Raw genomic sequence first — 14,308 nt, 5'->3', positions numbered from 1 at the left:
AAGTGTCAATCAATCATAATTATGAGTTTTTTAATGGCGGTAGCGACCGCGTGCAGTTCCGGAAGCAATGATGACTCAGCGGCAAGCAAGGAGGTCACAGGATCAGGGTCGGCAAAGGGGAAAACCGTCGTTACGATGTCTTTACAAGCGGCAAATCCTTATTACCAGACACTAGAGAAGAAGTTTGAAGAGAAGTACCCTGACATCGACCTTCAAATTCAGTTTACGAATGATTATGAGAAATACCAGAAGACGACGAATGCAGCTCTGCTATCAGGAAAAGGGCCTGATATCTTCGAAATCAGTTCACTGCCGATCGGTGATTATTTGGACAAAAAGCTTCTGCTGAACATGAGTGACCTCATGCAACAAGACCAAACAGTGAATAAAAGTGATTTGCAAACAAATGTGTTGGATGCCTTAAAGTTAAATGGAGGTTTGTATACGATTCCTTCCGGTTTCTCCCTGCGGGCTTTCGTCGGTGATGGAGATATTCTTGAAAAAATGAAGGTTGACGATAAGAACTGGACCTGGAAGCAGTTTGCGGAGACATCGAAGAAAATGGGGCAAAGCGGCACGGAGCGACGTTACGCGTTAGCCAATGATCCGCCAGAAATTCTACTGCAAGAAATGATGGTCGATCATTACGCACAATTTGTTGATCCTACAGCGAAAAAGGCAACATTCGACTCCCCTTTGTTCATTGAAGCGATGCAGCAAATTAAGAAAATGTATAATGACAAAGTCATGACCTCGGAACCTGCGGATGTAGGTAAGCAAATGTTCTATTCTACCGTTTTGCGATCACCCGTAGATTTTATAGATGGTTTGCATCAGTTTTTTGCCAATCCGAAGCTGCTGCAAAAACCTGAGCAAACAGGTGGAACTCGGATTGTCACCTCGACCCAGCTTGCTATTCAAGCCAAATCTCCGGTGAAAGAGGGGGCTTGGAAGGTGATTGCCTTCTTGTTATCGGAAGAGGGGCAGTCTCTACAAGAGAGAGAAGGCTTTTCACTGCTTAAGTCTGTGAATGAGAAGAAATTAAACAGCATTCAAGAACAGGTGAAAAGCGGTACGTATAAGCTGAAGGACGGGAAAGTGCCCAAGGTGTCGGATGAAGAATTCAATAAATTCAAACAGCTCCTCAGTACGGCGGATAATTATCCGATGGTAGACGGCAGTGTGATCGCCATGATAGGGGATGAGGCTAGAGCTTTCTTTGGTGAGCAGAAGTCCGCGCTGGAAGTAGCAAAGCTGATCCAGAGCAAGGCAACAACCTTCTTGAACGAGTAGGGTACATGACAGAGCAGTACCTTCATATAAAAAGTTGTGGCAATCGATATAAAAAAATGGGAAAAAATCCGTACAAGCTTATAAAACGCATTACCGACTTTTTCGAAACCTCGCTGCCTCCTCCCCTGAACAGATGGCATCCATGGAAGATATCTTTCAAGCCACCGAGGAATTGCAAAAGATGGGGCATGAGCTTAATGATTTGGTCAGAATGTTTAGAGTTTGAAGTAAACAGAAGATCCTCAGCACAGAGCTGCGGGTCTTTTTTTGTCGCGCCGCACCTTGGTGAACAGTGGTATAATCAGTTTTGTTGATCATGATCTCATAGAAAGTTGAGGCCGAGTTTAAATGATTACAAGAATGATCTATCGAGCGGAATTTCAAGAGGGGCAAGTATCTGCGGGTGTAAAAGCTTTGAAAAGAAGTGAGCAAGCCAAACAACGCATCATGCAAGGTGAGTTGATGACCGCTGCTGCTTATGTGTGGAGAAATAGTCTATTCCTCTATTATGAGTGCATAGACAGCCGGTTAAGTCCTGATGAGATTGCTGGCGCAGCTGTCCCCTATCTGAAGGACTGGCCTGGTCATGCGGAACCGCGCAAGTGGATTCCAATGATTGACGTGTTCCACTTTAATGAGCCGGCGGATACCGAACACTGGCTGCGCAAGGAGCGGGTAGAGAAGCGTGTCGGAAGAGTTGCGCATTTGAAACCTGAGATGATCAGCAGTTATATCTATTATCATTATCAGCTTCAGGAAGAGCGGTCGTTCACAGGGGACAAATACGAAATCATTGCGATGCACGAGAACCTGCTGTTTGGCTATCAAGAGTTTCCAAAGGTCATCGAAGAGCCGGTTGTGCCCGGTCGTTTGAAAACGAAGGGGACTCCCGAGAACTGGCAGGATTCACGTATGGATTTGCACTTTCAACCTTGGGAAGAAGACGGCTATCTGTACTTTAAACCGATTGAACCTATCTTTGCGTATTACATTGGCGACTACAAATGAACGAAGCTGCATGGAGGAATGACCACGTGGAACAACGTTTGGAACAGTCCAAAAAGGTTTACGCCATGCAACTGGCTACGATTTTTGTAGGCTTCATTGTGTTTGGCTTTTCAGAAAATATTAAGGGACCTGCGATCCCTCGCATTCAATTCGATTTTATGCTGAATGAATCGCAGCTTGGGACATTGCTGTCTCTCAATGCGCTGGGTTATCTCATCGCTTGCTCCTTCACGGCTTTTTTAACCCGTCTATGGGGGATTAAAATCGTCAGTATCGCTGCCTTTGGCGTGATGATCCTTTCAGGTGTTTGCATCTATTTATCCAATAGCTTTCCAATGTTTTCCTCTTCCTATTTTCTCATGTATATCGGTAACGGGATGCTTGAGATTGCACTCGCGATTCTAGGGGCGAGAATCTTTGTGAAAAATACGGGAACGATGATGAATCTCACGCACGGCTTCTATGGACTTAGTTCCACCGTTGCCCCGTTGATTGCAACAGGACTTATGTCTGTAAGCGTATTCGGGCATATGCTCGATTGGCGCGGCATGTATGTGGTCATGCTTTCGTTGTCCATACTTCCCATCCTTTTTGCATGGCGCAGTTCTTTTCCCTCTGACGAAGTTGCCCATGAAGACCGGGTTCCTTTGAAAACACTAATGCGTGATCGGGTTCTGTGGTTCATGGTCCTGATTCTTTCATTTGGCGTTGTATCGGAGCTCGCGGTAGGCGGGTGGTTAGTCAATTTCCTGGAGAAAGCGTACATGTGGGAAGGTGTGAAGGCTTCCGGCATGCTTTCTGCCTTTTTCCTCTGTTTTACGCTTGCAAGGCTGATTTTGGGCCCGATTACGGATAAAATAGGATTCCTTTTGTCGCTGATTATTTTCTCCGGATTTTCTGCTCTGTGCACGTTTGGCGCCATTGTGGGTGGGGAACCACTTGCCTTCCTATTCGCAGCGGCGGGAATCGGTATCGCGATGATTTATCCGACCGTTATGGCCTTTATTGCCAAAAGATACCCGAACGGCACCGATACGGCCATTACTTTCACGGTTACGCTCATGGGCGTCGGCAGTGTCATTGGCAACTATCTCATTGGCGGTGTTATTGAATTGGTCAAAAATTGGGTTGGATCGGACACCCAAATCGGTTTGATTCGCGGCCTGCAGACCGGATATGGGTTCATCGGGTTGTGCGCTGCGATCTGCGCCGTGTGCAGTTTCATTTTATACCTCATCTTAAAAAAGCAAAAAGAACTTATCTGAATCTAGCAATTTGTGGTACGATTCTTACATAGTATGGAGAGGAGTTTTGAGGATGAGACCGAAAGTTTTTCTTGCAAAGCGAGTTCCAAGTGAAGTAGAGGCGTACATCGCACAGCACTGCGATTATCGTAAATGGGACAGGGAAGAAGAAATTCCTCGTCAACAGCTATTGGAGGAGTTGTCCGATATGGACGGACTCTTAATCTCCGGCGGAAGCATTGATCAAGAATTGTTGGATCATGCGCCAAAGCTCAAAATCGTAAGCAATGTGTCGGTAGGTTACAACAATTTAGATACGGCGGCCATGAAGGCCAGAGGCGTTATGGGAACGCATACACCGGGTGTATTGGATGAAACGGTGGCCGATACGGTGTTCGGGCTTATTTTGGGCGCAGCAAGACGAATACCGGAACTTGACGCTTACGTGAAAGCAGGCAAGTGGAAAAAAGGAAGCGATGACCACATTTTCGGCATCGATGTTCATCACGCGAAGCTCGGGATTATTGGCATGGGGCGCATCGGGGAGGCTATTGCCAGACGAGCGAAGTTTGGTTTTAATATGGAGGTCATGTACTACAATCGCAGCCGGAAAGCAGAAGCTGAGCAGAAGCTGGGTGTTGTTTACAGGTCGCTGCAAGAGCTGCTGCAAGAGTCTGATTTTGTCGTGTTAATGACGCCGTTAACAGCTGAAACGACCCGTTTAATCGGCCGCGAAGAGCTGGCGCTCATGAAGAAAACCGCCATCTTTATTAATACGTCGCGCGGCCAAACCGTGGATGAAGAAGCGCTCATTGACGCATTGGAAAAAGGACAGATTCGCGGAGCGGGTCTTGATGTTTTCGAACAAGAACCGGTAGATCCGGAGAACAAGTTATTGAAAATGCCGAATGTCGTCACCTTGCCGCATATCGGATCGGCTACCCATCAAACACGTTTTGATATGGCGATGCTTGCCGCAACGAATTTGGTGAAGGGTGTTCAAGGGGAAGTGCCGCCGAATCTTGTTGCGGAGTTGAAGTAAGTAAAGCCTGACGGAGCAATCTTGAACTCCGTCAGGCTTTTTTTGTGGTCAACCGTCCTCTCATCCAACCAATCAGTACAACGCTTAGCGGATAAACAATGCCCAATAGGATGGCGAGAGGAATGTAAGTGTGGTTATCCCACTTTTGCTCAAATGCGCCATTGGGGTAAACGACAAGAGCCAGGACGGTAACAATTAGCCCGATGGGCGTACAAAGAGATTTGTAATCGCGTAATTGGAAGGTGTGCGCTAAACCTCGAAGAGTTGTATGAAAGTACATGGATGTTTTGAAGAAAATGGAGACCAGCCATAAGAAGGCTACGACAACTTCAATGCGCTGCAAGAAATTTCCAATGTTAATTCTTTGTGCCAAGGCATAACTAGGAAACGACTCTATGGCCGCAGAATCAGGCCCAAGCACGAGGACACTGGAGGCCACGAGTAAAAACAAGGTCAGACCGCTTATCACAACGCCTACAAGGTATCCCTTACTAGCCCTTTTTACATTTGAAACTTGATTAATAATAGGGCCAATCGTAATAAATAAGGGGATATAGGTAAAACAGAGGATTCTTATCGTACACCGAATGATCGGGATTGCGGTGGCTTCTCCAATCGGTAAGAGATTGTTCGTATCCATATTAGGGATATTCATGGTCATAAATAAGGTAAATAAGAGGATAAGCCACGGAAAGAAAATTTCAGCCGTTCTGAGAAAAACAACCAATCCCAATTTTGCTCCCATCATAACTACAAGCATGAATAGGATGTTAATGGCCTGGATAGGTGTTGAAGGCATAATTTGAGTGCTCATAAAATGGCCGACGTAAAAAACGTCCTGAGCGCCGAAAATAAGCGTCAGAAAGGTAATGCCCAAGGTGATCATGCGGCCCAACCACTTGCCAAAAACGAGGTCGTTGATTTCGAAAAGTGAAGAGATCGCATATTTTTTCGCCACTGCTGTATAAAGGAGGGCCAGGATTATGCCCAGACCTATGCTGAGTGCAAGTGGTATCCATGCATCTTGTTTGACATCCGCGGCTATCGACGCTGGAATGACCAGTATAGCTGTACCTATGGAATAAAGGATGACGATGATCATGAGTTGCCGCGGTGTGATGGACTCTTTGCCCATACAAGCACATCCTTGTTTAGCTGTTTTTGACTTTTTTTCTGCGCATGTAGCCGATGATGATGAGCAGACCGGGATGCAGACAGCCGAAAAATAATCCCAGAGGCACCCAGGTATGTTGATCCCATTCATGGATGTAGGCTACATTGGGGTATACCATTAAAGAAAGCACGATCACGATGAGACCCGTTGGCGTTGCAAGAGATTTATAATTTTGGAGTTGAAAAAGGGAGGCGACGGCTTTGAGTGTTACATGAAAATAGAGGGTCAGCTTAAAATAAATGGAAATAAACCATAAGAAAGCGACCGTAACCTCAATCCGTTGAAGAAAATTCCCTACGCTAATTTTTTTGGCTAGCGCATAGGTGGCATAAACATGCCGTGCCGATTGGTCCGCCCCCATCACCAGAATGCCTAGTAATGTGATAATAATCATCATGACTCCGCTAGTTATCCCTCCGTAGAAGAAGGATTTGGCGAACCTCGCAGGAAATCTGGCCTCCTTTGAGGTTAAACAGAGGATAAAAACGATGGGAAAAAAGCTATATACGATCATAAACATAGCCGGACGTGCAATGGAGATGAAACTTGCTTCGCCAATTGGAAGCAGATTCTTCATATTGGATTGCGGCGCCACAAAGACTACCAATAAGAAAAACAGTAAGACAATCCATGGAAAAAAGATTTCACCGGTTCTCGCTAAGATGACCACACCCAGCTTTGCGCCAATGACGGTAAACGTGATCATGAGAATGTGAATGGATTGGATAGGTGTCGTAGGCATGATCTGGGTTGTCATGAAGGCGCCAATATAGAAGAGGACCTGCGCGCTTATTATGAACATGATGTAGATGTAGAGAAGCGTTACCGCTTTGCCAAACCATTTGCCCAACACATATTCATTCATATCAAAAAGCGTCATATCCGGATACATCCGGACTAACTTGACATACATCCAAATGAAAAGCATCCCTGCGCATACGGCCGTTGTGCCGGCGATCCAGGCATCCTGTTTGGATTGTGCAGTCAAAATGGAGGGGACGACAAGGATCGTTGTCCCCAGCGAAATCAAGAAAATAAAGATCATAAGCTGCCGAGCTGTTAAAGTACTCTCGTTGTTCATGCTCTGCCTCCCTACGCCGAGCCCAACTCATTTGATTAACCCGACCTGCAATAACAGCTTGCTTAACGGGGCCATAAGAAACGTAATGCCGTCGCCTGGATTTGGCAGTGTTTTTCCCATCCCTTTGAACGTAGCAAGCACATTGCCGATCAGCATGAGGATAAGGTACAACCAAACTGTCTTCTTACATCCTTGCTTCCACAAACGCGGAAGTTCATACCACGAAATCAGGATGGAAATTAATAGTATACTGAGGCCAATTAACATATCGGCTACTCCTTTGCATCATTGACTACAGAATCTCCCAAGGTACCTGTACCTCTCACTTTAGCAACCACATTCATGTGTGGCTCCAACTGCTTAAAGACCTGTTCCCAATGATCCTTGACTTTGTTCCAGTAGGTCGGATCAGCCCGATGGACAGCTTCACCGAAATCATAAATATCCGTGCCTAACTGCTGCGTCTTCTTAATCGTTTTCTCCATATTGGATTTAATGAAATCAACGTACTGTGCATCCAAATAGGCGATCGTTTCTGTTTTGAAAAGATTGATTTTACACTCTACATCAGAGACATTCCCTTCTGTCCGAGTGTTGATATAAATTTCAGGTTTATCGTTCTTGATAACAGCGTGTATCTTGCTTTTGACGCGGGCAATATCGATACCAATGTTTCCGCCATCGGGACAGACGAGGTGAATCGAAGAGCGCATGGATTGATTGGTAATGACAGAGTAAGCGCGGGACTCTTTCTCGTTCAACCATCCGACGAGTTTATCTTTTTTAAAGACCGCATTGCCCGAATATTGCAACTTCACCCGGGGGGACGTGTAGTCGATATTGTTATTGCGCTTGCCCGTTGTAGGTTCACCTACAATTTGTATGCCGGAGACAACGGAACTTTTTCCTGGGGTAACGAGACCGCTCGATAATTGATCGAGTTTAATTGTGACCGCAGAAGTCCACTCTTTTTTTGCAGCTTCTAGAGAATTAAAGATATAGTTGGCCGGAACTTTCTCTAGCGGTGTCATGACGCTTAATAAGTCCTTGGCTGTGTTGTTTCTGGCAATGACAACGTCAAAATCAGTCCGGAATTCGCTTCCTCTCATGAGATAATCCATCGCATTGACAATTCCTTTGGAGGCGAGATCCTCTGAAATGACAAGGATTCGTATATGGGCGAAATAGATGTTCCTTGAGATCGACGATGTCAATCTTTTGACTGCTTCATTCAGGGTCACGCCTTTGGAAGAATAGACGATGATAGGAACTTCGGCATTCCCTTTTTCCTTCGTCACACTCCGCGGGTTCACAATTTGAACGGTTAACTCAAACTGGCCATCCGAGATATCGATGCCGACACCTTCTGCAATCGCGATATCGTTCAGTTCTCTGCGGCTCCAACAGCCGCTTACTAGGAAAATGATCAGGAATAAGCAGGCTGTTAGTCGCATCCGGGATATCAAATGACCTCGTGCCTCCCTTAAGGTCGGAATGGTTTTCTTTTTGCTTTCTTAACAACGTTGTTGGTATGGATCGTACGAACTCGGGAAAATAACGACTGAAAAGGCAATCGAAACAAGGCATCCTTTTGTTTGTTTAATTCCAGAGGAGCAAAAGGGCTTAAATAAGGCACGCCAAACGATTGTAAACTGTTCAGATGTAAAATTAATCCAAGAAGTCCTGCCAGTATCCCGAAAAATCCGAAGGAAGCCGCTAAAGCCATCAATGGGAACCGCAAGATGCGAATGGCGTTCGATAAGTCATAGGAAGGAAAGACGAAGCTGGAAATCGCGGTAATGGATACCACGATAACCATCGCAGCCGATACAATACCGGCTTCAACGGCTGCTTGCCCGATGACCAATGTCCCGACGAAGGACAGCGCCGAACCGATGCTTCGCGGCATCCGCAGTGCGGCTTCCCGCAGCACTTCGAATGTGATTTCCATCAGCAAAGCTTCGATGAAAGCCGGGAAGGGAATGCCTTCTCGCTGCGCAGCAAGGGAAATGAGCAGCTGCGTTGGGAGCATTTCCTGATGAAAAGTCGTGATGGCCACGTAGAAGGATGGCGCTAATAAAGCGATGAGAAACCCGGCATAACGGAGTATCCGGACTAACGTGCTGATATCCACGCGATGATAGTAATCCTCGGAAGCTTTGAGGAAGGTTTCAAACAAGGCGGGAGCGATCAGCACGAAAGGGGTGCCGTCGACGAGAATGGCAACTTTGCCTTGAATTAATTCAAGTGCGACGACGTCCGGACGTTCCGAGTTATAAACGGTTGGGAAAGGCGTGATGACTTCATCCTGGATAAGCTCCTCGATATTGCTGCTTTCGAAGATCCCGTCAATGTCTATCTGATTCAGACGATTGCGGGCTTCAATAATAAGAGAATCCTGGGCGATCCCGTGCAGATACATCAGCACGACGTCAGTTTGGGTCACATTGCCGACTTGAAAAGTTTCCACCCATAAATTCGGATCTTTAATTTTCCGGCGGATGAGTGCCGTATTCGTTCGAATCGATTCAGAGAATGATTCGCGCGGTCCGCGGACAACAGTTTCAACATTGGTCTCCGTTACACCACGGTCTTTCCAGCCTTTCGTACTTGCTGCAAGACCTGTCGTGTAGCCGTTCATCAAGATAACCGAGTCGCCCGATAAGATATGATGAAACAATTTTTTCATATCGGAAACTTTCTGAATTTCACCAATCGTCAACGTATGTAATTCCAAGACGTCAAAAGGGTTTTGAGCAGGATCAATGTCCATGGTATCTGTCATCATAGCTCGCATAACGAAATCGTTAATGACATTCCCATCCACAAGGCCATCGGTGTATAAAATAGCGACGTCCTCTGTTATCGAGTTATAGGTAAACTCTCTAATCACAATATCCGTGCTGTTTCCGAGAGCTTGCCTGACATAATCCGTATTTTCCTGGATGGTTGCGAATAAAGGCATGGAAGCCGCTGGTTCCACAATGGTGTTTGGTTTAGGAAGACTCGGATGTTTTTTGGAGCTCAGCCAACGAGCGAACATATGGTATTTTCTCCAAGCTCTAGGATGTTGTGCTAGTATCTTTTCCTTAAGTTTCCTGAGGTATGCGTGTGAGCAAAAAAGCGTGGCGTGAACATGATGGTTTCAAGGAACACGGATTTGGGTATGTATGCTTAGGATGGTTTACTGCTGGGAAGTGACTAGTTAACGTACAGGCAACGATCAAAGGAGGAAAAACCTATGTACAACCATATTCTTGTTCCTATCGATGGTTCGCAGCAATCCGATCGGGCCTTGGATCATGCGATCAAGCTCTCCAAGCACGGATATCCGAATGCTCGCATAACGATTATTCATGTGAGTCCTCAGATCATCTTAAATGATCCACCGATAAGCGTTCCGCTTAGTGACACACTGGCCGATGAAGGGCGGAAGATTGTTGAACCTGCTTCCGCGAAATTGATGGAGAGCAGAATAGCTTTCAAAAGTGTGACGTTGACTGGGGACCCGTCAACGACCATCTGCCATCAGGCAGATACAGATGGCCACGACTTGATCGTGATGGGCTGCCGGGGTGTCGGCCTCATGTCGGAAATTCTCCTCGGCAGTGTAAGTCATGGTGTGATCAAACATGCGAACTGCCCGGTCTTGATCATAAAATGAAAATAAGCTGCACCTTTCGGTTTGATGGCCGAAGAGGTGCAGCTTTTTTGTGGTAGGTGCCGAAGGGCAGCCTCCCAACTCACAAATTGCTAATTTTACATCAAATAGTGTCCTGTAGTTCCCCAAAATCACAAGGGGCACAATCAATCCATTGCCAATATGTAAAGTGGAACCTAACTTCTAGCATCAATTAGCGCTGCTGCGCGGCGGATGAGAGGAGTGCCGCTCAACAAAACGGGTGTCCACCCTGATTTTGGAGGTGGCCTCGACACCATGTTCGATGGATTCGATCAGTAGATCAACCGCTAATTGAGCCATGCGTTTTTTCTCGACGTGAACGGTGGTTAACTCCGGTGAAATGATGCGAGACTCCGAAATATTGTCAAACCCAACGACAGATACTTGTTCGGGCACACGGATGCCTAGCTCCGATAACGTCTTCATAGCGCTAATCGCGATGTAATCACATTCGCAGAAGATAGCGGTTGGCAGTTGTCGGTCCGTTTCCATATACGCCTTTATTTGTTTCTTAAGATCTTCCTGAGACGATAACATTGTCGGCGCTACAGCAAAGATATGATCGGGATGGATTTCGAGTCCCTGTTCATGCAATGCCTCATAAAAGCCAATTTTGCGCTCTTCAAAGTTCTGAATCCGAACATTGGAGGCAATATATCCAATTTCTGTATGTCCGATACCGCTTAGATGAACCCCCGCTTGATAGGCTCCCATGAAGTTATTCATGCTCACAAAATGAACAGGCAGCTTATCAAAGCAATTATCGAGCACAACGAGGTGAGGTCCTAGGCGATTTGAAATATCCAGAATCTCCTCCGGACTAAGGTTATTCCCAAGTAAAATAATGCCGTCGCTTTGGTTATCCTCCGCAAGCGTCCGAATTTCGCGTTCGAAATACTCCATATCTACCGAAGAGAAAAGCAAGGAATAGCCTTTAGATCGGCAGCGATCCTCAATATAATGAATCAGCTCTCTAAAAAAGGGCTGCTGGTAATAGGCTTCAAGCACGATACCCGAGTTGGTGAAAACGAGAAATGAGAGTGATTTCACGGCGTTTTCGACAGCGGATGCCCGAGGCTTCGGGGAATAACCGCTTTCTCTGGCAATTTCAAGTACACGGTCGCGTGTCTCCGAGCTAATCCCCGTTTTGCCGTTTAGAGCCAGTGATACCGCCGATTTAGAAACCCCGGCCATTTTCGCAATGTCTTCCATTTTCAAATCAAACAATCCCCATTTACTAAATTAGTTGAGTGAGTTTAGTTTATCCCTAACCGCTTTGAAATGCAATAATTCGTTTTGAATTCACTAAACTTTTTATATAAAAATAACTAAACTTTAGTTAAAAACAGCATTGACGTCCCAATATTGGCATGTTAGATTAAGTTTATTCATAAAATTAGCTAAACGAAGACGAAGAAAAACATATGTATTTTAGTTATATTGCATCTCAATAATTTATTTGTTTAGCTAAACTTATCAGGAGGCACATCCATGAAAAAATTAAAGCTGGGCTACGCACCGACTCGCCGATTCGTTTTTAGCGCGGAAGATGCGTTTAAGTACAAAGTGCTCATTAGGGAAAAAATCCAAAGCTTCGGATTGGACATCGATATTGTCGATCTGGAGGGGATCAATTCAGAAGGCCTTCTCTATGACGATAACATTAACGCAGACCTCATCATCGATCGGTTCAAACAAGAGCAAGTGGATGCGGTATTTTTCCCGCACTGTAACTTCGGTACGGAAGACACAGTTGCGCGAGTAGGTAAAGCGCTAGGCAAGCCGGTGCTGTTGTGGGGGCCGCGCGATGAAGCTCCGCTCGAGGATGGCATGCGGCTTCGAGATACACAGTGCGGACTATTTGCAACGGGAAAGGTGCTTAGACGCTTTAATGTACCATTTTCTTATGTGACGAACACGCGTGTGAATGATCCTGTTTTTGAAAGGGGTTTCTCTAATTTCATCTCAGCGGCGAATGTAGTTCGCCAGTTCCGTTCGCTGCGCATCCTGCAAATCGGGCCGAGACCGTCGTCGTTTTGGACGATGATGTGCAATGAAGGGGAATTGCTGGAGCGTTTCGGAATTGAGCTGCACCCGATTACGCTCGTTGACATCCAGCGTGCTACAAAGCGCATCGAAAACGGCCAATCCTCGGAATTGGCGCACGCGATGGATTACATCAAGGAGAAGCTGGACTGGTCGGAAGTGACGGAAGAGGATGTAAGGCGAATTGCCGCATTGAAAGTAGCCATGAAGCAGTACGCGCAGCAAACAGGCAGCACGGCGATTGCCATCCAATGCTGGTCAGCGCTGCAGGAAGCTATGGGAATTATGCCTTGTCTGGCGAACGCGATTTTGACGGATGAACAGATCCCGGTAACATGCGAGACTGATATCCATGGCGCGATTACTTCCGTTATGGTTCAAGCTGCTGCGATGAATGAAGCGCCGACCTTTTTTGCCGATTTAACGGTACGCCATCCGGAGAACGCCAACGGAGAATTACTGTTCCATTGCGGGAACTTCCCTGTTTCTCTCTCCGTTGAAAATAAGCCTAAGCTGCGCAAGCATTTCTTGTTCGACGATCATGCGCCTGGCACTCACGAAGGTGAGATTAAAGGAGGCGGCATGACACTGGCCCGTTTTGACGGCGATCATGGCGATTATCAATTATTCCTTGGGAAAGCCAAGGGAATTCAAGGCCCGTATACACGTGGATCTTATGTATGGGTTGAAGTGAACGACTGGCCGCTATGGGAAGAGAAGCTTGTGAAGGGGCCGTACGTGCATCATTCTGTAGGCATTCATGCCAATGTCATTCCTGCTTTATATGAAGCTTGCTCGTATATCCCGGGGTTATCCCCTGATCCTGTTGATCCGACGGAAAGCGAAATTCAGGCTTGGCTGCGAGGCAAGGGCCTGTAAATAAGGAGGATTTATGGAAATCTCAGCGCTTCAAGCGAAAGCAACGCAAATCAGGATGGATTTATTGCAAATGATTGCACAGGCTCAGACCGGCCACACGGGCGGTTCACTAAGCAATACAGATATTTTGACAGCACTTTATTACCGTGTGATGAATATTGATCCTGCGAGCCCAAAGGCGGCAGATCGTGACCGCTTTATTTTGAGTAAAGGGCATTCGGTAGAATCGCTATGGTCGATCCTTGCTGACCGCGGGTTTTTCCCGAAAGAGGAGCTGGCAACCTTCAGCAAATTCGGCACGAAACTTATCGGACACCCAAACAATAAGGTGCCAGGCATCGAAATGAATACAGGTGCGCTTGGCCATGGACTTGCGGTTGCCGTCGGTATGGCGCTTGCCGCGAAAAAAGACAGCGCCGCCTATCGAACTTATTGTCTCATGGGAGACGGCGAGCAGGCGGAAGGTTCGGTATGGGAGGCCGCGATGGCGGGATCTCACTATAAATTAGATAATTTAATCGGGATTATCGACCGCAATCGGCTGCAGATCAGCGGCTCAACGGAAGACGTTATGGGCTTGGATCCGCTTGAGGACAAATGGGCGGCTTTTGGCTGGCATGTTGTGTCGATTGACGGCAACGACATGCAGGCTTTGATCGAGACTTTTGAGGCCGTACCGGCAATGAATGGCAAACCGACGCTTGTCATGGCGAATACGGTGAAGGGCAAAGGTGTTTCTTTTGCCGAAAATGTTCCACACTGGCATCATCATGTGCCTAACCAAGTTGAGTTGGAGAAAGCTCTGGCCGAGCTCGCCGCAACATTCGACAACTACGAGCAGAAAGGACAGGTGCGTTAA

General features: G+C 46.6%; 13 protein-coding genes. 7 read left to right on the top strand and 6 right to left on the bottom strand.

Features of this window, described 5'->3' with window-relative positions; translation table 11 throughout:
* Window positions 1–21: 21 nt before the first annotated feature.
* The 4 genes from RQP52_RS15360 (at window position 22) to RQP52_RS15345 (ending at window position 4,587) form a co-directional block, all read left to right on the top strand.
* The gene (locus RQP52_RS15360) at window positions 22–1,293 is read left to right on the top strand and encodes an ABC transporter substrate-binding protein (protein WP_315952631.1); all 1,272 of its coding nucleotides are present in this window, start codon (window positions 22–24) and stop codon (window positions 1,291–1,293) included.
* A 348-nt stretch (window positions 1,294–1,641) separates the two neighbouring features.
* Window positions 1,642–2,301: a hypothetical protein gene (locus RQP52_RS15355; protein WP_315952629.1), complete on the top strand. Its 660-nt coding sequence runs from the start codon at window positions 1,642–1,644 to the stop codon at window positions 2,299–2,301.
* A 65-nt stretch (window positions 2,302–2,366) separates the two neighbouring features.
* Window positions 2,367–3,566, top strand: coding sequence for an MFS transporter (locus tag RQP52_RS15350; protein ID WP_315952781.1), 1,200 nt, complete (start codon window positions 2,367–2,369; stop codon window positions 3,564–3,566).
* 52 nt (window positions 3,567–3,618) lie between these two features.
* Window positions 3,619–4,587 carry a 2-hydroxyacid dehydrogenase gene (locus tag RQP52_RS15345; protein WP_315952628.1) on the top strand — a complete coding sequence of 323 codons (969 nt, stop codon included), beginning with the start codon at window positions 3,619–3,621 and terminating at the stop codon, window positions 4,585–4,587.
* 31 nt (window positions 4,588–4,618) lie between these two features.
* Here the strand turns inward: RQP52_RS15345 and RQP52_RS15340 are convergent, their stop codons facing one another.
* The 5 genes from RQP52_RS15340 to RQP52_RS15320 are packed head-to-tail and all read right to left on the bottom strand — an operon-like array spanning window position 4,619 to window position 9,885.
* Window positions 4,619–5,722 (bottom strand): GerAB/ArcD/ProY family transporter, encoded by a 1,104-nt coding sequence (locus RQP52_RS15340; RefSeq protein ID WP_315952627.1) that lies wholly within the window; start codon window positions 5,720–5,722, stop codon window positions 4,619–4,621.
* A 16-nt stretch (window positions 5,723–5,738) separates the two neighbouring features.
* Window positions 5,739–6,842: a GerAB/ArcD/ProY family transporter gene (locus RQP52_RS15335; protein WP_315952626.1), complete on the bottom strand. Its 1,104-nt coding sequence runs from the start codon at window positions 6,840–6,842 to the stop codon at window positions 5,739–5,741.
* Window positions 6,843–6,869: 27 nt separating this feature from the next.
* Complete coding sequence (locus RQP52_RS15330) at window positions 6,870–7,109, bottom strand: hypothetical protein (protein ID WP_315952625.1); 240 nt, start codon at window positions 7,107–7,109, stop codon at window positions 6,870–6,872.
* A gap of 5 nt (window positions 7,110–7,114) precedes the next feature.
* Entirely contained in the window at window positions 7,115–8,296 is a 1,182-nt protein-coding gene (locus RQP52_RS15325) for a Ger(x)C family spore germination protein (protein WP_315952624.1), read from the bottom strand.
* 29 nt (window positions 8,297–8,325) lie between these two features.
* Window positions 8,326–9,885: a spore germination protein gene (locus tag RQP52_RS15320; protein WP_379173014.1), complete on the bottom strand. Its 1,560-nt coding sequence runs from the start codon at window positions 9,883–9,885 to the stop codon at window positions 8,326–8,328.
* A 198-nt stretch (window positions 9,886–10,083) separates the two neighbouring features.
* Between RQP52_RS15320 and RQP52_RS15315 the strand changes: the two genes are divergently transcribed.
* Window positions 10,084–10,506, top strand: a complete 423-nt coding sequence (locus tag RQP52_RS15315; protein WP_315952622.1) for a universal stress protein — start codon at window positions 10,084–10,086, stop codon at window positions 10,504–10,506.
* A gap of 186 nt (window positions 10,507–10,692) precedes the next feature.
* On the opposite strand, the gene RQP52_RS15310 is transcribed toward RQP52_RS15315, so the two are convergent.
* Window positions 10,693–11,742 carry a LacI family DNA-binding transcriptional regulator gene (locus tag RQP52_RS15310; protein ID WP_315952620.1) on the bottom strand — a complete coding sequence of 350 codons (1,050 nt, stop codon included), beginning with the start codon at window positions 11,740–11,742 and terminating at the stop codon, window positions 10,693–10,695.
* Window positions 11,743–12,015: 273 nt separating this feature from the next.
* Here RQP52_RS15310 and RQP52_RS15305 point away from each other — a divergent pair, with 273 nt between their 5' ends.
* Together RQP52_RS15305 and RQP52_RS15300 are read left to right on the top strand one after the other, a co-directional pair.
* The gene (locus tag RQP52_RS15305) at window positions 12,016–13,449 is read left to right on the top strand and encodes an L-fucose/L-arabinose isomerase family protein (RefSeq protein WP_315952618.1); all 1,434 of its coding nucleotides are present in this window, start codon (window positions 12,016–12,018) and stop codon (window positions 13,447–13,449) included.
* 13 nt (window positions 13,450–13,462) lie between these two features.
* A complete protein-coding gene (locus RQP52_RS15300) occupies window positions 13,463–14,308 on the top strand; it encodes a transketolase (RefSeq protein WP_315952617.1) in 846 nt (281 codons plus the stop codon).

The sequence above is a fragment of the Paenibacillus violae genome (genome assembly GCF_032461945.1).
Classification (GTDB): Bacteria; Bacillota; Bacilli; order Paenibacillales; family NBRC-103111; genus Paenibacillus_E; species Paenibacillus_E violae.
This window is presented reverse-complemented; position numbering and strand designations above follow the sequence as displayed.